Origin of the sequence: Sphingomonas sp. MMS24-J45, assembly GCF_044881195.1 — a bacterium.
In the GTDB taxonomy this organism is placed as follows: Bacteria; Pseudomonadota; Alphaproteobacteria; order Sphingomonadales; family Sphingomonadaceae; genus Sphingomonas.
This window is the reverse complement of the sequence record NZ_CP173255.1, coordinates 2,411,517-2,430,933: the sequence shown is the minus strand read 5'-3', so window position 1 is coordinate 2,430,933 and position 19,417 is coordinate 2,411,517. Positions and strand designations below refer to the sequence as shown.

At 65.0% G+C, this 19,417-nt stretch carries 16 protein-coding genes; 12 read left to right on the top strand and 4 right to left on the bottom strand.

Going from position 1 to position 19,417, the window contains the following annotated elements:
* Positions 1–122: 122 nt before the first annotated feature.
* The 8 genes from AB5I39_RS11805 (at position 123) to AB5I39_RS11770 (ending at position 8,893) form a co-directional block, all read left to right on the top strand.
* Positions 123–1,064, top strand: a complete 942-nt coding sequence (locus AB5I39_RS11805) for a Gfo/Idh/MocA family oxidoreductase (protein ID WP_404366927.1) — start codon at positions 123–125, stop codon at positions 1,062–1,064.
* Positions 1,061–2,230 (top strand): 4-hydroxybenzoate 3-monooxygenase, encoded by a 1,170-nt coding sequence (pobA, locus tag AB5I39_RS11800; RefSeq protein WP_404366925.1) that lies wholly within the window; start codon positions 1,061–1,063, stop codon positions 2,228–2,230. Before AB5I39_RS11805 ends, pobA begins: the two co-directional genes overlap by 4 nt.
* A gap of 84 nt (positions 2,231–2,314) precedes the next feature.
* Positions 2,315–3,445, top strand: coding sequence for a cobalamin-independent methionine synthase II family protein (locus AB5I39_RS11795; RefSeq protein ID WP_404366922.1), 1,131 nt, complete (start codon positions 2,315–2,317; stop codon positions 3,443–3,445).
* Positions 3,446–3,587: 142 nt separating this feature from the next.
* Positions 3,588–4,670: a benzoylformate decarboxylase gene (mdlC, locus tag AB5I39_RS11790; protein WP_404366919.1), complete on the top strand. Its 1,083-nt coding sequence runs from the start codon at positions 3,588–3,590 to the stop codon at positions 4,668–4,670.
* A complete protein-coding gene (locus tag AB5I39_RS11785; RefSeq protein WP_404366916.1) occupies positions 4,640–5,185 on the top strand; it encodes a thiamine pyrophosphate-dependent enzyme in 546 nt (181 codons plus the stop codon). The genes mdlC and AB5I39_RS11785 overlap by 31 nt, the downstream gene beginning before the upstream one ends.
* 49 nt (positions 5,186–5,234) lie before the next feature.
* Positions 5,235–7,661: a TonB-dependent receptor gene (locus AB5I39_RS11780; protein WP_404366913.1), complete on the top strand. Its 2,427-nt coding sequence runs from the start codon at positions 5,235–5,237 to the stop codon at positions 7,659–7,661.
* Between the two features lie 11 nt (positions 7,662–7,672).
* The gene (locus AB5I39_RS11775; protein ID WP_404366910.1) at positions 7,673–8,098 is read left to right on the top strand and encodes a nuclear transport factor 2 family protein; all 426 of its coding nucleotides are present in this window, start codon (positions 7,673–7,675) and stop codon (positions 8,096–8,098) included.
* Positions 8,099–8,134: 36 nt separating this feature from the next.
* Positions 8,135–8,893, top strand: coding sequence for an IclR family transcriptional regulator (locus AB5I39_RS11770; RefSeq protein ID WP_404366907.1), 759 nt, complete (start codon positions 8,135–8,137; stop codon positions 8,891–8,893).
* Positions 8,894–8,934: 41 nt separating this feature from the next.
* Here the strand turns inward: AB5I39_RS11770 and desA are convergent, their stop codons facing one another.
* The gene (gene desA, locus AB5I39_RS11765; protein WP_404366904.1) at positions 8,935–10,332 is read right to left on the bottom strand and encodes a syringate O-demethylase; all 1,398 of its coding nucleotides are present in this window, start codon (positions 10,330–10,332) and stop codon (positions 8,935–8,937) included.
* A gap of 25 nt (positions 10,333–10,357) precedes the next feature.
* Positions 10,358–11,059 (bottom strand): alpha/beta fold hydrolase, encoded by a 702-nt coding sequence (locus AB5I39_RS11760; protein WP_404366901.1) that lies wholly within the window; start codon positions 11,057–11,059, stop codon positions 10,358–10,360.
* A 126-nt stretch (positions 11,060–11,185) separates the two neighbouring features.
* On the opposite strand from AB5I39_RS11760, the gene AB5I39_RS11755 reads away from it, so the two are divergent.
* From AB5I39_RS11755 to AB5I39_RS11740, 4 genes are read left to right on the top strand one after another with little or no spacing between them, the layout of a single operon-like run.
* Entirely contained in the window at positions 11,186–12,067 is an 882-nt protein-coding gene (locus AB5I39_RS11755; protein ID WP_404366898.1) for a methylenetetrahydrofolate reductase, read from the top strand.
* Entirely contained in the window at positions 12,064–12,924 is an 861-nt protein-coding gene (gene purU / locus AB5I39_RS11750) for a formyltetrahydrofolate deformylase (RefSeq protein WP_404366896.1), read from the top strand. Before AB5I39_RS11755 ends, purU begins: the two co-directional genes overlap by 4 nt.
* 11 nt (positions 12,925–12,935) lie before the next feature.
* Complete coding sequence (locus tag AB5I39_RS11745; protein WP_404366893.1) at positions 12,936–13,334, top strand: dihydroneopterin aldolase; 399 nt, start codon at positions 12,936–12,938, stop codon at positions 13,332–13,334.
* Positions 13,319–14,656 (top strand): MFS transporter, encoded by a 1,338-nt coding sequence (locus tag AB5I39_RS11740; protein ID WP_404366891.1) that lies wholly within the window; start codon positions 13,319–13,321, stop codon positions 14,654–14,656. The genes AB5I39_RS11745 and AB5I39_RS11740 overlap by 16 nt, the downstream gene beginning before the upstream one ends.
* 4 nt (positions 14,657–14,660) lie before the next feature.
* Here the strand turns inward: AB5I39_RS11740 and AB5I39_RS11735 are convergent, their stop codons facing one another.
* Positions 14,661–15,953, bottom strand: coding sequence for a glycoside hydrolase family 28 protein (locus tag AB5I39_RS11735; protein WP_404366889.1), 1,293 nt, complete (start codon positions 15,951–15,953; stop codon positions 14,661–14,663).
* Between the two features lie 26 nt (positions 15,954–15,979).
* Positions 15,980–19,291 (bottom strand): TonB-dependent receptor domain-containing protein, encoded by a 3,312-nt coding sequence (locus tag AB5I39_RS11730; RefSeq protein ID WP_404366886.1) that lies wholly within the window; start codon positions 19,289–19,291, stop codon positions 15,980–15,982.
* Between the last annotated feature and the right edge of the window lie 126 nt (positions 19,292–19,417).

The window sequence follows — 19,417 nt, the reverse complement described above, 5'->3', positions numbered from 1 at the left end:
GTTGCCCCCCGCCCCGACCGTCACCCCAGTGCAGGCTGGGGTCTCAAGCGGCGACGGGCGCGACCTTTACCACCAGACCCCAGCCTTCGCTGGGGTGACAATTTTGATATTGGAGTGACGCCATGAAAATCGCCCTCGCAGGCGCAGGTGCCTTTGGTGAAAGGCATCTCGATGGATTGAAGCTGATCGACGGCGTCGAAGTCGTCTCGCTGGTGGGGCGACGGCTGGAGCCAACGCAGGCGATTGCCGACAAATATGGCATTGGCCATGCGACGACCGATCTGGCCGAGAGCCTGGCGCGCGATGACGTGGACGCCGTGATCCTGTGCACGCCGACGCAGATGCACGCGGCGCAGGCGATCCAGTGCATGGACGCGGGCAAGCATGTGCAGGTCGAAATCCCGCTTGCCGACAGCCTGGCCGATGCCGAGGCGGTGCTCGCCAAGCAGCAGGAGACCGGCCTGGTCTGCATGGTCGGCCACACGCGGCGCTTCAATCCGTCGCATCAGATGCTGCACGATCGGATCACAGCGGGCGAGTTGAACATCCAGCAGATGGACGTGCAGACCTATTTCTTCCGCCGCAAGAACATGAACGCCAAGGGCGAGGCGCGGTCGTGGACCGACCATCTGCTGTGGCATCACGCGGCGCACACGGTCGATCTGTTCGCCTATCAGGCCGGGCCGATCGTCAAGGCCAATGCGATCGAGGGGCCGATCCATCCCGAACTCGGCATCGCGATGGACATGTCGATCCAACTGAAGGCCGAGAGCGGGGCGATCTGCACGCTGTCGCTCAGTTTCAACAATGACGGGCCGCTGGGTACTTTCTTCCGCTATATCTGCGACAATGGCACCTATCTGGCGCGTTACGACGATCTGTTCACGGGCAAGGAGGAGCAGATCGACGTGTCCAAGGTGGCGGTGTCGATGAACGGCATCGAATTGCAGGACCGCGAATTCGTGGCGGCAATCCGCGAGGGGCGCGAGCCGAACAGCTCGGTCGCGCAGGTGCTGCCGTGCTACCGCGTGCTGGACATGCTCGAGCAGCAGTTGCGCGGGTGAAGACCGGGGTTGCGATTATCGGCGCGGGCCCGGCGGGGCTGCTGCTGGGGCATTTGTTGCGCGCCGAGGGGATCGACTGCGTCGTGGTGGAGCGGCAGTCGCCTGACTATATCCTCGGGCGGATTCGCGCCGGGGTGCTGGAGCGGACGACGACCGACTTGCTGCGACGGTTGGGGATCGATGCGCGGCTGGATGCCGAGGGGATCATCGAGTCCGGGTTCAATCTGGCCGATGGCGACCGGCGCATCCGCATCGACGTCACCGCGCACACCGGTCGGCATGTCACGGTCTACGGCCAGACCGAGGTGACGCGCGACCTGATGGATGCGGCGGGGGGGCGCGGGCTGCGGGTGGTGTATGAGGCTGCCGATCTCAGCCTGCACGACGTGGATGGGGCCGAACCGACGGTGCGCTACGTCAAGGATGGCGTGACGCATACGATCGCGGCGGATTTCATCGCGGGGTGCGACGGGTTTCACGGGCCTTCGCGGAAGTGCATTCCAGCGTCCGCGGTGGCAGAGTTCGAGCGCGTCTACCCATTCGGCTGGCTCGGCATATTGGCGGACGTGCCGCCGTGCCATGACGAGCTGATCTATGCCAATGGCGACCGCGGCTTTGCGCTGGCGTCGATGCGGTCGCACACGCGGAGCCGCTATTACATTCAGGTGCCGGTGACCGAAGAGCTCGCCGACTGGCCGGAAGCGCGGCTGTGGGACGAACTCGCCGCGCGGTTCGATCCGATCTCGGCGCATGGCGTGACGCGCGGGCCGGCGCTGGAGATGTCGATCGCGCCGCTCAGATCCTATGTGTTCGAGACGATGCGTTATGGGCGGCTGTTCCTGGCCGGCGACAGCGCGCATATCGTGCCGCCGACGGGGGCGAAGGGGCTGAACCTGGCGGCATCGGACGTGGCGTATCTGTCCGACGCGCTGATCGCGCACTACGCGCGGGGCGAGGATGCGCTGCTCAAGGGCTATCAGGCGCGGGCGCTCGCACGCATCTGGAAGGCCGAGCGCTTCAGTTGGTATTTGACCAAGCTGATGCATCGCTTCCCCGAAGACGGCGCGTTCGAACATCGGATGCAGGCGGCGGAGCTCGATTATATCGAGCGGTCGGAGGCGATGCAGGCGGCCATTTCGGAGAATTATGTGGGTCTGCCACTCTAGCGAAGATTTTCCGATATATGAATCTTCGCCGACGCGAAGAAGTCTGTTATCCCGCCTCGACAGAAGACGAGAACAGGAGCGGACATGACCATCGCCACCACCCATGTCGGCAGCTTGCCGCGCGGCCCCGAACTGACCCCGCTGTTGCTCGCGCGCGATCAGGGCGAGGCGTATGACGCGGAAGTGTTCGATACCGCGGTACAGGCGGCGGTCGATGCTGCGGTCGCGGCGCAAGTCGCGGCGGGGGTCAGCGTCGTCAGCGATGGTGAGCTCGGCAAGGTCGGCTATTCGACCTATATCATCGAGCGGCTGTCGGGCTTTGGCGGGCATACCGACCGCAAGCCTGCGCTCGACCTGGCCGATCTGCCCGAACTCCGCACCAAGCTTGCCGCGATCATGGGCGCGCAGGAATTCACGCGGGCGGCGTGCATCGGGCCGGTCAAGCTGGTCAATCTGCAACCGCTGCACGACGATATCCGCCGCTTCGCCCGCGCGATGGAGCGACATGGCGCGGGGGTGCAGGGATTTCTGAACGCGGCGTCGCCAGGGTTGATCACGGCGTTCCAGGCCAATGCCTTCTATCCTAGCCACGACGCCTATCTCGCCGACCTGACCGATGCGATGCGGCCCGAATATGAGGCGATCGCCGAGGCCGGGTTCCAGTTGCAGCTCGATTGCCCCGATCTCGCGATGTCGCGGCATACCGGCTATCAGGACATGGACGAGGCAGAATTCCTCAAGACGATCGAAGCGAATGTCGAGGCGCTGAACGCCGCCACCGCCAATATCGCGCCGGAGCAGATGCGGATGCACATCTGCTGGGGCAATTACGAAGGCCCGCACGACCATGACATTCCGCTCGAGCGGATTATTCAAATCATCCTGAAGGCGCGTCCTGCCACGATCCTGTTCGAGGCGGCCAATCCGCGGCACGAGCACGAATGGATCGTGTGGCGCGACGCTGGCCTGCCCGACGACAAGATACTGGCGCCCGGGCTGATCGACACCTGCTCCAATTACATCGAGCATCCCGAATTGATCGCGCAGCGGATCGAACGCTTTGCCGCGATCGTGGGCAAGGACCGCGTTATCGCCAGCACCGATTGCGGGTTCGGCACCTTTGCAGGGTACGGCAAGATCGACCCGTCAGTGACGTGGCGCAAGCTGCGTGCCTTGCGCGAGGGAGCCGATCTGGCCGACGCGCGGATCGGTTGATCCCAAGCTATTGAGGCTTGCCATTTGCGGACCTGCCCGATACTCATTTCTGATAAGCGAAAATTCGCATATTAGAAATGGGGAGCGGCGTGATATCTAGCCGGACAGTCTATCGTCTGTCCCTACGCCGTTCGGCGGTCGCATGACGGCGCGCGGCCTTCGGGTAGAGCCGCTCGCCCCCAGCGAGGGCAACACCGTTCGCGACGCGGTGATGGCGGTGCTCACCCATTTCGGCGTCACCACGATCTTCGGCAATCCGGGATCGACCGAACTGCCGATGTTCCGCGATCTGCCCGAGCGTTTCCGCTACATATTGGGCCTACAGGAATCGATCGTACTGGCGATGGCCGATGGCTATGCGCAGGCAAGCGGACAGGCGGCGCTGGTCAACCTGCACAGCTCGGCCGGGGTTGGCCACGCGATGGGCAATCTTTTCACCGCCTATCGCAACGGCACGCCGCTGGTGGTGACGGCGGGGCAGCAGGCGCGATCGATCCTGCCGCACGAACCCTTCCTCTATGCCGAGCGCGCGACCGAATTGCCGCGCCCGTTCGTCAAATGGGCGGCCGAACCGGCGCGCGCTGAGGATGTCCCGCTGGCGATCGCGCGTGCGTTCCACATCGCGATGCAGGCCCCGCGCGGGCCGGTGTTCGTATCGATTCCGATCGACGATTGGGAGCGGCCGTGCACGCCCACCCTGCCTGCGCGCGTCTCCACGCGCACCGCACCCGACCCCGATCTGCTGTGTGAAGTCGCGGTGAAGATCGCGCGCGCCAAGCGGGCCACGATCGTCGCCGGAGCGGGCGTCGCCAACAATGATGCGCGCGACGGCCTGATCGCTCTGGCCGAGCGGATCGGTGCCGACGTGTGGATCGCACCGATGGCCGGGCGCAATCCGTTCCCCGAGGACCATCCGCAATTCCGCGGCTTCCTGGCCGCGTCGCGCGAGGCGATCGTGCGCGATCTGGCTGGTGCGGACTGCGTGCTGGTTCTGGGCGCGCCCGCCTTCACATATCATGTCGAGGGTCAGGGGCCGTTCGTGCCCGCAGGGGCGACGCTGATTCAGATCGGCGACGACCCCGCGATCGCGTCGCGCGTTCCGCTGGGGCTGGCGGTGGTCGGGGATCTTGCACTCGCACTCGACACGCTGGCGGCGCGCTTGCCCGCGCGCCCCCCGTCGCGCGCGCCAATGAGTTGGCGCCACCGCCCTCTCCCGACGTGCTGACCGACGCGCTGCTGATGGCGCGCCTGGCCGCGCTGCGCCCCGCCAACATCGCGATCGTCGAGGAAGCGCCGTCCACGCGCGGACCGATGCACGACCATTTCCCGATCCGCGCCGGGGATGAATTCCACACCTGCGCCAGCGGCGGGCTTGGCCACGGCCTGCCCGCGGCGATCGGCGTGGCGCTGGCGCGGCCCGACACGCCGGTGCTGTGCCTGCTCGGCGACGGATCGGCGATGTATGCGATCCAGGGCCTGTGGACCGCCGCGCAAACGGGGGCGGACGTGCGTTTCGTCATCGTCAACAATGGTGGGTATGCGGCACTCGACCAGTTCGGCGCGCTGTTCGGAATCGAGGTCGTCGGCAGCAAGGTGCCGGGACTTGATTTCGTCGGACTTGCGCACAGCCAGGGTGTGTCTGCGCAGCGCGTGACCGAGGCCGCTGCACTCGATGCGGCGATCACAGATTTGTTCGAAGGTTCCGGCCCCCGCCTGATCGAGGTGGTGGTCACGACGTGAAGCGAAATCCGGGCGAAGATCCGGCGAAAACGAACAGGGGAGTGACAGAATGAAGACGCTTATTACCACGATCGCGACGTTGCTGGCGACCACCAGCGCCTATGCCCAAACCGCGCCCGCACCCGCACCCGCGCCGCAGCCCGCCGCGGTAGATGAAAGCGAACCCGGCGACATCATCGTCACCGCGCAGAAGCGCGAGCAATCGCTGCAATCGGTCAGCGCCGCGGTCAGCGCGGTCGGCGCGGATCGACTGGCAACCAACCAGGTCAATTCGTTGCAAGACCTGCAGACCATCGTCCCGTCGGTGAATTTCGGCAGCGATTTCAACCAGGCGAAGATCTTCATTCGCGGCGTCGGTGCCAACACTTCGACCACGGGGAGCTCGACCGGCGTCGCGCTGCACGTCGACGGGGCCTATGTCGCGCGCGCCGAAGCGCAATTGACCTCGCTGTTCGACCTGGAGCGCGTCGAAGTGCTGCGCGGGCCGCAGGGCACGCTGTATGGCCGCAACGCGGTCGGTGGGTCGGTCAACCTCATCACCGCCAAGCCGACCGAGCAGCTCGCCGGTTATGGCCGGATCACCTATGGCAATTACAACAATATCATCGCCGAGGGGGCGATCGGCGGCAAGATCATCGACGGGGTGCGCGCCCGCCTGGCGGTGCGGACCGAGAATCGCGACGGCTTTGGCAAGAACCCGGTCAGCGGCGCCGATGTCGATGATCTCAGCCGCCGCATGGCGCGCCTGCAAGTCGCGGTAGACCTTGGCCCGAAGGTCGATTTCCTGTTGAGCGGCGAATATTTCCGCCAGAACGATTCCTCGGGCGCGGTGCATTATCTGCGCGCGTCCTTCCCCGGCGTGGCGCGGCTCGCCCCGCTCGGCGTGGGCGGCTATGCGAGCGCTCCGCGCGATCTCGCGACGGAATCGCAGCCGGGCACCGATACCGAGACCTATTCGATCACCGGCACGTTCCACGCCCGGCTGACCGATACGCTCAGCCTGACCAACATCACCAACTACCGCCGTTTCCGCAGCTCGCTGTTCCAGGATCTCGATCTGTCGGCGGTGGTCAACGGCTTCCCGTTCAACGGACAGCCGACGACGGTGCAGGAACGCCGGATCGATTCGAAGCAGGTCAGCAACGAATTCCAGGTGAACTACAATTCGGACCTGATGAACGCGGTGGTCGCGGCCTATTATTTCAACGAACGCCAGCGCCCGATCGACAATGTCGGGTATCAGCGGCGCAATGGCCTGCCCACCAACATCGGCATCCTGCAGCGTGACGGGATCGACCTGGCGACGGCGTATAATCTGTGCGGATTTGGCCCCAGTTCGGTCACCGGCACGATCATCGCGCCGAAGCGGGTCTGCACGAAATCCAATTTGAGCACCGAGACCTTCGCGATCTTCGGCCATACCGAAATCAAGCTGGGCGCGGTGTCGGATGCGCTGGAGGGCGTCACGTTGAAGCTGGGTGGTCGCTGGAGCACCGAGCATGTCACCTCGGAAAACCCGGGCATCGTGATCCGCTACAATGCCGCCGCGCCGAACAATGCGCTGCCGACGTTGATCTATACGCCCGCGGGCACGCACCGCGAGCGCACCTTCAAGGACTTCACGCCCGAGGCGGGGATTTCCTGGACGCCGAAGAAGGACGTGCTACTCTATTACACCTATTCCGAAGGCTTCAAGGCCGGGTCGCCGGAGAATGCGTCGGGCAGCACGACGATCGTCGATCCGGAAAAGGTCGCCAACCACGAAGTCGGCGTGAAGGCGACCGTCACGCGCGGGCTGACCGCCAATCTGGCGCTCTACAGCTACACGCTGACCGGCCTGCAGCTCAACAAGACGATCTCGGGCGGGCCGACCGGCTATACCACGATCTTCCAGAATGCGGCGCGGACCAAGGCGAAGGGCTTCGAATTCGAACTGTTCGCGCGGCCCGCGCAGGCGCTGCGGTTGAGCGCGGCGGTGTCGTACACCGATGCGCATTTCGCGGACTATCTGACGCTGGATCCGCTCAACCCGGTGAACGTGGCGGGCGGGACGCCGTACAATGCGGTGACCAATCCCGATCCGACCGCATTCGGCGCGCCCGGCGGCGGCAATATCCAGCTGGCCGGCAACGACGTGCGCAACAGCCCGCGCTGGGCCTGGAACCTGCACGGCGATTACGATTTGCCGGTCTCGCTGCCCGGCAAGATTACCGCCGCCGCCGACATTTCGTACAAGAGCCGCATCTATTTCAGCGAGTTCGAACGCGGGATCGAAAGCTCGGCACCCTTTACGATGGTCGATATGTCGCTCGGTTATCGCCCGGATGGCGGCAAGCTGAAGGTCGAGGCGTTCGTCAAGAATGCGTTCGATATCTTCCGCCCGTCGAGCACGTTTGCGCTGGCGACGGGTCGCCTGATCGGCGTGACCTATTTGCCGCCCAGGACTTATGGTCTGTCGGTCGGCTATACCTTCTGAGGATGATGACGATGGCGGGGTTCGACCAACAAGAGCATATTGGCGACCCCGCCGAACGGCGTGCGATCGAGGCCGAGTGCGCGCGGCTGATCAACCTGTACGCCAATTTGAACGACGCGGCGGATTGGGTGGCGGTGGCCGATCTTTATGCGCCCGACGGGGTGATGACGCGGCCGACCGCACCGGACCAGCCGGTCGTCGGACGCGACGCGATCCTGGCGGCGTTCCAGGCGCGGCCGCCGCGCACCACGCGGCATTTCTGCGCCAACATCGTGATCGACGTGGAAAGCGCGACCCGCGCGCGAGGCGAAAGCGCGATGCTGTTGTTTACCGGAGCGCCGGCACCGCTGGTGGGGTCGTTCCACGACCGCTTCGTGCTGACCGATGACGGATGGCGCTTTGCCGAGCGGCGCGGGTCGCTGCACTTTACCGGGTGAGCTTCCCGCGTCGCCACAAAGCGGTATAAACCCGGCATGGCCGATCTATCCCCGAACGCTGCGCCCGCGACCGTCAAATCGGCGATGCGCACGCTCGATATCATCGAATATGTCGTATCGCGCGGGCGGCCGCTGGTGGCGCAGGAGATTGCGTCGGCCCTGGGTATTCCGGTCAGCAGCCTGTCCTATCTGCTCGGCACGCTGGTCGAGCGGCAGTATCTGACGCGCGACGGGCGGCGCTATAGCGCTGGACCGGGGCTGGAGCGATTGCAGGCGCATGTCCCGGCTTTCTCGCTGGCAGAGACGGTCGGGCCGCTGGTGCGGACGCTGCGGATTCAGCTCAACGAGACGATCTCGTTCTTCGTGCGGCGCGGCTGGGAGGTCGAATCGCTGGTGACCGAGACGAGCGAGCACGCGCTGCGCTATGCCGTCGCGACCGGGCGGCATGCGCCGCTGCACGGATTTTCAGCGGGCAAGGCGTTGCTGGCGGCGATGCCGGATGAGGAGTTAAACCGCTATTTCGCGGAGACCGACCGCGTTCCGTTCACGGCTACGACGATCGTCGAGGAAGGGGCGCTGCGGGCCGAAATCGCGCGGATCCGGGAGAGCGGTATCGCCCATACGCGCGAGGAACATACGCCCGGCATCTACGGCATCGGGCGCGCGGCTTCTATCGACGGTGTGGTGGTGGGCGCGTTCAGCTTCGCGATCCCGTTCGTGCGCTTCGACGCGGAGATCGAGCGGCGGGCGACCGAATTGCTGATCCGCACCACCGACTTGCTCGCCATTTCGTAGAGGGAAACGGGGGGCGACGGCGCGCCACCCCCCTGCTCCACTCAAGCCGTCTGGCGGGTGCGCCAGCTATCGGCATAGGAATCGCGCGCAACTTCCGAATAGGGCGTCGGGGCGACGGTCGCCTTGATTTCGGTCTGCACGTGCGGCTCGACCGTGGGTTTACGCGTGCCACCATCGGGTTCGCCCCACAGCAGCGTCACTTGCGTGCCGGGCTCAGCGTAATCGGCGTCGAGCATGGCGAGCGTCAGCATCTTGCCCTCATTCGCGCTGTAGCCGATCCAGGTCGAGACGCCGACGATCTTGCCGTCGACCAGCACCGAATCATACGGGTGCATCGCATAGACCGCCGAGGGGAACTCCATATATTTGGCGCGGTCGCCCTTCTGCAGCTGCGAGCTGATGACGCGCAGCGCATCCTCGGTATCGAGCGCGAGCGTGACCTTCTTGCGGTGCGGACGACCCGCCATCCGCTCCAGCGCGTCGCGGCCGATGAAGTCGTGGTCGAACTTCACGAACGGGCCGTAGCCGAGGTCCCACGGGGTGAGATAATAGCCCTCGATGCTGTCGGGCACGAAGCTGCCGCCGATCGAGGCCTTGGCTTCGTACGAATTGGCACCGAGCCATTCGCGATAGGGCTTCAGCGCCTCGCCGGTGTAAACGGCGGGCAGCGGCGACGGGATCCAGCCGGATTCGAGCGTGTTGGACGAATAGGTGCGGCCGCCGACCAGCGTGAGCCCGAAATCCTTGCCCGCCGCGATCAGCGCCTGGCGCACGGTCTCGCCATCCGCCCAGGGGCCGAACAGCTCATAGCCGGGCTGCCCAGCCATGCCGTGACGTAGCGCGCGGACCTGTTTGCCCGCGATTTCGATCGTGGTCATGTGGAAGAACTTCAGGTCGGGCGGGGTCTGGCCCATCGCCACTTCCAGCGTCTTCATCGCGTTCGGGCCCTGCAGCTGGAAGCGATAGGACTTGCGGTTTTCCGGATCGGGGCGGACGGCGGTGCGCTCGTCCCGTTCGACCTTCACGTCCCAATCGCCGGTCGCAGCATGATATTCGACCCATTCGATCGCGGGCGCGCGGCCGACGATGTTGAAGCGGTTTTCCTCGAGATAGAAGAGGATGCAGTCGCCGATGACATAGCCATCGGGCGTGACCGGCACGAACTGTTTGGCGCGGTTCGGCACGAAGCCCTTGAAGCTGTTGATAGCCAGATAATTGAGCATGGCGAAGGCATCCGGGCCGGACACTTCGAGATCGACCATGTGATACGACTGGTTGAACAGCACGCAGGTCTTGGCCCAGGCGATCTGTTCGCTGCGCCAGTTGGAATATTCTGCCGGAACGCCGGGATAGGCATTCGGCCCGACCTGCTGATTGCGCAGCAGATCGACGATGTCGCCGCTACCCTGCAGGATAGTCTCCAGATTTTGGTCAGTCATAACGTCTCTCCTCTCGACTGTAAGTTCAATGACGGGTCGGCTGCGCAAGCCATACGGCGATGGCGGCGTTCAGGGCGTCGGGTTGCTCGACCGGAAGCATATGCCCCGCGCCGGGCACGACGGTAAGCGTGGCGTGCTGAATCGCCTGCGCGATCGCGGCGTGTTGTGCAGGCGGGCTCCACACATCTTCGCTGCCGACCGCCACCAGCACGGGGCAAGTGATCGTCGGCAGCAAGGTTTCGACTTCGGGGCGATCGATCAAGGCGGTGATTTGCGCCGCATAGACCGCAACCCCGGATTCGATGCACATCGCGCGCAGCGGCGCGATGATCGCGGGATAGTCGGGATGGGCCGCGCTCAGCATCGGCGGCAACCAGTGATCGACCAGCGCTTCGACGCCCTGCTCCTCCCCGATGGCCTGCAACGCGTGGCGTTTGTCGGCCTCGCCCGGCTGGAGGGGATGCACTCCGGTGCTGACCAGTGCGAGGCGATCGACGCGTTCGGGGGCGAGGCGATAGACTTCGAGCGCGACCCGGGCGCCCATCGAATGACCGAGCAGGGCCATCCGCTGCGGGCCGGAATCGAGGATGTGGCGTGCCATATCGACCAGGCTCGTCCGCGCGCCGAAGCCGTCGATCGCGCTGCTGCCGTCAAAATGGCGCAGTTGCTCTGAAAAGACGCGCGCATCGCAAAGCAGGCCCGGCAGGAAGCACAGCGTTTGCGACATGGCTGACCTCCTCTCACCGACGCAAGTTCGCCCTTGCGAAAATTTCGTCTATACGAACAAAGCCACCTCGGCTAGAGGATTTTAAGGGAAAAGTGCGCCGCACGGCCACAGGCATAGGAGAGCATGATGGGCGTTGCCGCGATTCATCCGGCCTGGGAGGTTGCCCCCGCTTTCATCACCGAAGGCTATTCGCTGGAGATGACGGCGAAGGATCGCGATGCGTTGACCAAGGCCGCGCCGCACATCGCGCCCGACACGCCGATCGCCATCACTTTTCTGCCGGGCGAGACGATGGACGCCCGAATCGCCGCAGCGTGCCACGTCCGCGCATCGGGCTTCGAGCCGATGCCGCATCTGTCCGCGCGGCGGATCGCGTCGCAGGACGAACTCGCGGAGATGGTCGAGCGATTGACGGTCGAAGCGGGCGCGAAACGCATGTTCATCGTCGCGGGCGATCCGCCAGTGCCAGCCGGGCCGTTTGCCGACACGCTGTCGGTGCTGCGTACCGGCCTGATGGAGACACATGGGATCAAAGCGATCGGGATCGCCGGGCACCCCGACGGCCATCCGGCGCTGGATTCCGACGGCCTATGGCAGGCGCTGGACGATAAATGCTCCGAGATCAGCGCGCGCGGCATGGCGCCGCTGATCGTCACGCAATTCGGCTTCGATGCCGACCCGTTCCTGCGTTGGCTGACGGATTTGCGCGCGCGAGGGATCGCGGCCCCAGTGCGGATCGGCGTGCCGGGACCGGCGGGTATCAAGACGCTGCTGCGCTTCGCCGCGCACTGCGGGGTCGGCGCATCGGCCGCGGTCATGACAAAATATGGCGTATCGATCACAAAATTGCTCGGCACGGCGGGGCCGGATGCACTGGTCGATGCGCTCGCGGCCGGGATAGGAGCGGAGCACGGCCCGATCCGGCTGCATTTCTATCCGTTCGGCGGGCTGGAGCGCACCGTCGCCTGGATCAACGACTATAGCGCGGCAAATGGAGCGCGAGCATGAGCGAAATCTGCATTCTGACCCTCTCCTGCGAAGACAAGCCCGGCCTGGTCGCGACGGTCGCCACTTTCCTGGCGCAGCATGGCGGCAACATCCTCGACGCGCAGCAGTTTGACGACCGCGAGACCAACCGCTTCTTCATGCGCGTCACTTTCGACGCGACCGATCCGGCATGGGCGCACGCCGCACTCCGCGATGCGTTTGCGCCGGTCGCGGCGGCGCACGGCATGGAGTGGAAGCTGCGCCGCGCCAATGAACGGCAGCGCGTGTTGCTGCTCGTATCGAAGTTCGATCACTGCCTGGGCGATCTGCTCTATCGGATGCGGATCGGCGAACTGGCGATGGAAGTCGTCGGCGTCGTGTCGAACCACCCGCAAACCGCGCTCAACATCTCGATGGTCGGCGACATTCCGTACCATTACCTGCCGGTGACGCGCGACACCAAGCCGCGCCAGGAAGCGCAGATCAAGGCGATCGTCGAATCGACGGGCGCGGACCTGGTGGTGCTGGCGCGCTATATGCAGATCCTGTCCGACGATATGGCAAGCTATCTGTCGGGGCGCTGCATCAACATCCACCACAGCTTCCTGCCCGGCTTCAAGGGCGCGAAGCCCTATCATCAGGCGCATGCGCGCGGCGTGAAGATGATCGGCGCAACCGCGCATTACGTCACCGCCGATCTGGATGAGGGGCCGATCATCGCGCAGGATGTCGAGGCGGTCAGCCATGCCGACACGCCCGACGATCTGGTGCGCAAGGGCCGCGATATCGAGCGGCGCGTGCTGGCGGCGGGGGTGAGCTTCCATCTGGAGGACCGGGTGCTGCTCAACGGATCGCGCACCGTCGTGTTTCGCAACTGAACGCGCGGGCGATGCGTAGCATGACCCGCGTCGCCGTTCGCGACCTGAACATCATGGCCGATATCGGGATCAACCCGGAAGAGATCGGTCGGCGGCAGCCGCTGATCGTCTCGGCCACGATGCTGGTCGATCCGGTGGAGGACGATGCAATCGACGCGACCGTCGATTACCGCCGCGTCGCCGCCGCCGCCGCCGAGCTGGGCGAGCAGCGTATCGCGCTGATCGAGACGTTCGCGCGCAGGCTCGCGACGCGGTGCCTGTTGCTCGGCCCGGTGCGCGAGGCGACGGTGCAAATCGACAAGCCGAGAGCGCTGGCGGCGGGCCTTGCATCGGTTACGGTGACACTGACGCGCGAGACCTGGGCGCAAGAAGATCGAGAAACGCAGGAGATGGCATGGCAGCATCCTTAGCCCCGGCAGGCGTGGCGGTCCGCGTGCTGGCGCATCGCCCGATGCACTGGCGGCAGATTCTGGCAGTGGCCTTGTCGGTCGCGCTCAATGCGCTGGACGGGTTCGACGTGCTGGCGGTGACCTTCGCCGCCCCGGGGATTTCCAAGGCATGGGGGATTGGCCCTGCGCAACTGGGGGCCGCCTTGTCGGCCGGGCTGGTCGGCATGACGCTGGGATCACTGCTGCTCGGGCCGTTCGGCGACCGCTTTGGACGACGGCCGCTGGTCCTGGTGTGCCTGGTGCTGATGGCGGCCGGCATGGCACTGACCGCGACGGCGACCGGGATCGTGTCGCTGTGCATATGGCGCGTGCTGACCGGGCTCGGGATCGGCGGGATGGTCGCGGCGATCAATGCGGTCGCGTCCGAATTCGCCAATGAGCGGCGGCGCGATTTCTGCGTGGCGGTGATGACGATCGGTTATCCGATCGGCGGGCTGGTCGGCGGGTTCGCAGTGGCCGAGGTGATCATGACGCATGGCTGGCAATCGGTGTTCGCGATCGGCGGCGTGGCGACGGCGGCGTTCATCCCGCTGATCTGGTTCGGCCTGCCGGAATCGCTCGATTATCTGGCGCGGCAGAATACGCCGGAGGCGCGCGCGAAGATCGCGGCGACGCTGGCAAGCTTCAACCATCCGGTCGGGGAAGTTGCGCCCGAACCGGTCGCAGCACCCGCGCCGCTTTCGTCGGGTAGCTATGCGGTGTTGCTGGGGCCGCTGTATCGCCGGACCACGATCCTGCTGGTGGTCGCCTATTTCCTCCACATCATGACCTTCTATTTCTTCTCCGGCTGGCTGCCCAAACTGATGAGCGATCTCGGCTACGCAACGCCCGATGCGATCCGCACCTCTGCGCTGATGAGCCTGGGCGGGATCTTGGGCGGCAGCGCGCTCGGCTGGGCGGCACCGCGCCTCGGGCTGGTGCGGTTGCTGATCGTGGCGATGCTGGGCACGTCGGCGACGTTCCTCCTGTTCGGTTTCGCGGTCGGGCTGCCGGCGCTGCAGGTGACGGCGTTTCTGGCGGGGATTTGCGTGTTCGGCGGGATCGTCGGGCTGTACGCGCTACTCGCGCGCTCCTTCCCACCGGAATTGCGCGTGACGGGCACGGGGCTGGCGATCGGCGTCGGGCGCGGCGGCGCGGTGCTCGGGCCGCTGATCGGCGGGTTCCTGATCGCGGCGGGCACGAGCATCCCGCTCGCCATCGCAATCGTCGGTGCCGGGGCGACGATCGCGGCGGTGATGCTGATGGCGATGGGACATAGCCTGTCGGCTACGTCGCAGCGCTAGAGCGTCAGCGGCGTTCCGGGAAGGGCACGAACGCGGCCTTGCAGCGATCGGACGGGGTGGCTTGCGCGGTTGCCGCCGTCGTCGCATTTGGATCGGGCGAGGCACCGCCCTTGCCGATTTCGAACCGCGCGTTGACGGTTTCCCACTTGGCGCCCGGCGCAAAGCGGACATTGTCGAGATAGAGTTCGAGCGGGTGCGCGGCATCATAGCCGTTGGCGATCAGGCGGCCGGTGTCACCCTCCACATTGCGGAACACGATCGCGCGATATTGCGGGATCAGGGAGCCGACTGCCCCCTTGTCATAAGCGGTGTAGAGATCGATCGGGCGCTTGCTGCTGCGGATGCAGACATTTTCGTAATGCACGTCGGCGACCAGCCCGCCGCGGCTGACGTCGCTCTTGATGCGCAGGCCCGAGGTCGTGCCGTCGATCGTCAGATCCTTGACCAGCACGTGCGCGACGCCGCCATTGGTCTCGCTGCCGATCGACATGCCGTGGCCGCTGTAGAAATGGTTGTCGAGGATCGAGACATAGTGCGTGCCGCCGGTCTTGCCCGCCTTGATCGCGACATTGTCGTCGCCGGTGCGGATGTAGGTCTTGGTGATGGTGACGTCATCGCTCGCGCCCGGATCGATCCCGTCGGTGTTGCGCGCGTACTCCGGGCTGTCGACGATCACGCCCCAGGCGGTGAAGCCCTGCAGCCGGTTGGCGACGACATGGAAATTGGGCGAGTTGGCCAGGCGCACGCGGTATAGCGTGAAGTTGCGTCCGCGATCGGCGACGATCAGGCGGGGGACGTTCTGATTGCCCTTCTCGACCTGGGCACGGCGGGCGAGTTGCCACCACGTCTCGGTTCCGCCGGCCATCGACTTGCCGCCATTGCCCTCGATCACACCGTCGCCCACGATGGCGACGTCGGTCGCATCGGCAATGTGCAGCAGCGGGCGGCAGGCCTTGCCCTTCTTGTCGATCGTACCGCAGGCGTGGGTTCCATCGTCGAACAGCGCGGGATCGGGGATGGCGGCGAGCACGGCGCCCTTGTCGATCCAAAGAGTCGTGGCGGAGGGAATCTCAATCGGCCCGCTGTCATACTGGCCTGCGCTCAGGCGCACGACCTTGCCCGCGCATGTTTTCAGCGCCGCCTGAATGTCCGCAGCGCGATTTCCGCCGCCTGGTTTCAGCGTGACGCATGCCGATGCGGGCAGGCGCGGCTCGACGACGGTGCGCCGGTCCTGCGCGAAGGCGGGCGTCGCCTGCACGCAGGTGAGCAGCGTGGCGGTGAGCAACAGGCGACGCATCGGCTTTTCCTTCACGAAAGCGATCTTCAGAACACCACGCGGAGACCTGCGGTGATGACACGGCCCGTGCTCTGGTAATTCTGCGAGACCGGATCGGCGGCATATTCGGTCGAATAGGTCGGCGCGTTGGTGAGATTGCGGCCCTCCAACGTGATCCGCGCGAACTTGGTGACCGAATAGGACAGCGCCGCATCGACGTTCAGTTGATTCTCGCGGAAGCCGAAATCGGACACGACAGGCGAATTGCACGCGGCCCCTGCGTTGGTCGTCAAGCCGACCGAGCAGGTGCCCGCCGCCAGCGGGAAGCGCGTGACGTAACGCTTGCGATACGCGCCGGAGACGCGCGCGGTGAATTTGCTGTCCTCGTAATAGAGCGTCGCGTTGAAAGCGTCAGGCGAGGTGTTGAGGAATGGACCCGACGCGAAGACATTGACCGCCGTGCTGCCGGTCTGCGTCCGCGTCGTCGCGAGCTGTGCGCTGGTCAGATAGTTCAGCTTGGACGAGATGTGCGTGTAGTTCGCGGTCGCGCCGAAATTCTTCAGGAAGCCCGGGAGGAAGAAGAATTGCGACTGGACGTTGACCTCGACACCCTGAATCTTGCCGCCCGGCGCATCGTTGAACTGTCGCACCGCAAACACCCCGCCCGATTGGACATAGGCGAGCAGCGTCGGACTGACGATCGTCCCATAAATCTGTTGCAGCGTCGCATCGTCGTAGATCGACTGCAGCGAATATTCGCCCGCAATCTGCTGCGGGAAGGAATCGAGGTTCTTGACGAAATAGCCGACCGAAATCAGCCCGCCGCGCCCGAAATAATGCTCCAGCGAGACGTCGTAGTTGGACGAGCGATACGGGCTGAGAAAGGGATTGCCGACGGTGATCGACGGCGCGGCGGTGGCGTTGAGGCCCGTCGGGAACGAGGTCGTGCCCGGCGTCAGCGCGGCGAGCTGTGGGCGGGCGATAACGCGCGACGCGGCGACGCGCAGCAGCGTATCGGGCAGGAATTCCCACGCGGCGTTCATCGACGGCAGATAATCGGTATATTCGTTGCGCGCGGTGACGGTTACGCCCGCCACGCCATTGGCCGCACCGCCGACCGAGCCGGTGCCGCGCACGATCGTCTTGGCGATGCGGGTGCCGGCATTGCCGCGGAACGGGCGACCGAACAGCGTGGTATCCCAATCGACTTGCAGATAGCCCGACAGATCGTTCTCGGTCACGCGGTTGCCCTGCCGCGCGTCGCTCAACGCCCGGAAATCGCCGAATTTGTTGACGCAGTTGCAGTTGATACCGAACGCGCCGATAAATTTGTCGATGTTGGGGGCGTAGAAGCTGGTCGGCGTGCCCTGCGGCACATCGAGCCCACGGCCGAAGCCAAAGGTCTGCCCCAGATCTGTGATCGAAAGCTTCGCCTCGGCCAGCGTCGGATTTATCGCTTCGATATCGGAGCTGCGCCGTGCCTGGGCGCTCGAATAGCTGAAGCGCTTGTAGGTCAGCCCGGCCTCGACCTTGAATTCATCGGTCACGTCCCAGGTGAGATTACCACGCGCGACGCGGAAGCTGTTGACGATGTTATCGGTCAGATAGCGGATCGTCGACAGGCCCTTCACCAGCGTCCAGCTCTGCGGATTGGCGACATCGAAACCGGGGTTGAACACCGGCATCTTGCCTCCGACGCGTTCGTCGAGAACGTAATTGTCCTGGTCGATCGCGTTGAATTCGGCGAGCAGTGTGGTGCCGTTATATTCCGACCGCGAATAGCCGAGCGTACCGTTGAAATGCAGCCGATCGCCCAGGTCCTGCCGCAGGTTGACCGTGCCCTGATAGAATTTGGTCGAGCCCGACACGCGCTGGGTCGAGCTGCGCCAATCGACATCGTCGAGCACGAGATAATCAGCGATGCCGGCGGCATTGACGTTGGCGGCGCGGATCTTGGTATTCGGACGGCCGATCAGTTCGTTGTAGAACGCCGTCTGCGTCGCGCTGGCGATATACCCGGGCGAGCGCGGATTGTTGTAATAATCGAACGGGTTGAGATTGTTCGGGTTCAGGCTGTTGAGATAGCCCGGCAGGACGGTGGTGCCGCCCTCCGTTCCGGCACAATCGACCAGCGCCGAGGGCACGCAGTTTGCGTAGAGTGCGACGCGATCGGCATTGCCGTTGGTGGTGCCCGCCGCACGCAAGCCATTCGCCCCGGTCTGCGCCGCGCGCGTGTTGGTGCCGTTGCGGTTGAGGCCGACGGTGGTGATGCCCGCGAGCGTCGTATCCTGATCGTAGCGGGAATATACCCCGTCGATCGTGAGTTCGGTGTGCGAGGTCGGCTTCCATTGGATCGTGCCGGTCGCGCCGAGCCGCTTGTAGCGCAATTCCTGCCGGTTGATCGACGGCAATGCCGGGATCAGCGTGGTCGGCGTGACCAGCGCATAGGCGGCCGGATCCGACCCGAAGGTCGGGCCGGTGCCCTGGTTCGAGGGCCGCGCGAAGCCGTAGGTCAGCGGCGTCACCCCGTTCAGCTGCGAGTTGCGATAGGTATAGTCGAACTGGCCGATGCTGCGCTGATAGGAATCGATCTGCTGCCGCTGATCCTGATAGGCGACCGAGCCGAGCACGCCGAGCGTCGGGGTGATGTGCTTCGAGATCAAAGCGGTGATGCGCGGATTGTAGGTCTTGCCATTCTCGCGATATTCGCCCTCCAGCCCGAGCGCGTAGCGGTCCTTTTTATTGGCAAGCGGGCGGCCGGTGGTGAGATCGATGATCGCGCCGAGCGAGCCTTCGTCATTGGACGCGGCTGTCGTCTTGGTGATGGTGACGCCGCCGAACAGTTCCGAGGCGAAGGTGTTGAAATCGAACCCGCGCGAGCGGTTGGCACCCGAGGGATCATTGCCGCCGCCGGTGATGCTGAGCGCGTCGGCACCGTTCAGGCGCGTTTGCTGGAAATCGCCGCCGAGGCCGCGCACCGTGATCGTGCGCCCTTCGCCATTGTCGCGATCGATCGAGATGCCGGGAAGGCGCTGGATCGATTCGGCAAGGTTCGCATCGGGGAAATCGGCGATGTCTTCGGCGGTGATCGCGTCAATGATCTGGTTCGAGCGGCGCTTCTGATTGACCGCATTGGCGAGGCTGGCGCGGAAACCGGTGACGACGATGTCCTGGGCGGTTTCGTCGCTTTCCTTCGACGCCGACGTTTCGCTCTGCGCTGCGGCGGCCGTCGTGCCGGTGGGTTCGGGCGCAGCCGGTGCGGCGGCGACGGCCGGCGATGCGAGCAGGGCTGCCCCCGTCAAGGCAGCAAAGGTCATGGCAAAGAGCGACACACCGCTCCGAACGTCAACTTTCAGCATCGAACTCTCCCCCTGAAACCGCGTCTTTGCGCGCGCCCCATTTTCGCTATCTGTCGCGAGTTGCCACCGGTGTCAATTGGTCTTGGATACGGGATAAAGGGCTGGTCGGCGGGTCGTCGCATCGGT

Bases quoted from the DNA above. Each gene is read 5' to 3' on its own strand.
- AB5I39_RS11805 (WP_404366927.1), top strand. From the start codon at position 123: ATGAAAATCGCCCTCGCAGGCGCAGGTGCCTTTGGTGAAAGGCATCTC.
- AB5I39_RS11795 (WP_404366922.1), top strand. From the start codon at position 2,315: ATGACCATCGCCACCACCCATGTCGGCAGCTTGCCGCGCGGCCCCGAA.
- AB5I39_RS11760 (WP_404366901.1), bottom strand. From the start codon at position 11,059: ATGTCGCAAACGCTGTGCTTCCTGCCGGGCCTGCTTTGCGATGCGCGC.
- AB5I39_RS11780 (WP_404366913.1), top strand. From the start codon at position 5,235: ATGAAGACGCTTATTACCACGATCGCGACGTTGCTGGCGACCACCAGC.
- AB5I39_RS11770 (WP_404366907.1), top strand. From the start codon at position 8,135: ATGGCCGATCTATCCCCGAACGCTGCGCCCGCGACCGTCAAATCGGCG.
- desA (WP_404366904.1), bottom strand. From the start codon at position 10,332: ATGACTGACCAAAATCTGGAGACTATCCTGCAGGGTAGCGGCGACATC.
- AB5I39_RS11740 (WP_404366891.1), top strand. From the start codon at position 13,319: ATGGCAGCATCCTTAGCCCCGGCAGGCGTGGCGGTCCGCGTGCTGGCG.
- AB5I39_RS11755 (WP_404366898.1), top strand. From the start codon at position 11,186: ATGGGCGTTGCCGCGATTCATCCGGCCTGGGAGGTTGCCCCCGCTTTC.
- AB5I39_RS11730 (WP_404366886.1), bottom strand. From the start codon at position 19,291: ATGCTGAAAGTTGACGTTCGGAGCGGTGTGTCGCTCTTTGCCATGACC.
- AB5I39_RS11775 (WP_404366910.1), top strand. From the start codon at position 7,673: ATGGCGGGGTTCGACCAACAAGAGCATATTGGCGACCCCGCCGAACGG.
- mdlC (WP_404366919.1), top strand. From the start codon at position 3,588: ATGACGGCGCGCGGCCTTCGGGTAGAGCCGCTCGCCCCCAGCGAGGGC.
- AB5I39_RS11745 (WP_404366893.1), top strand. From the start codon at position 12,936: ATGCGTAGCATGACCCGCGTCGCCGTTCGCGACCTGAACATCATGGCC.
- AB5I39_RS11735 (WP_404366889.1), bottom strand. From the start codon at position 15,953: ATGCGTCGCCTGTTGCTCACCGCCACGCTGCTCACCTGCGTGCAGGCG.
- purU (WP_404366896.1), top strand. From the start codon at position 12,064: ATGAGCGAAATCTGCATTCTGACCCTCTCCTGCGAAGACAAGCCCGGC.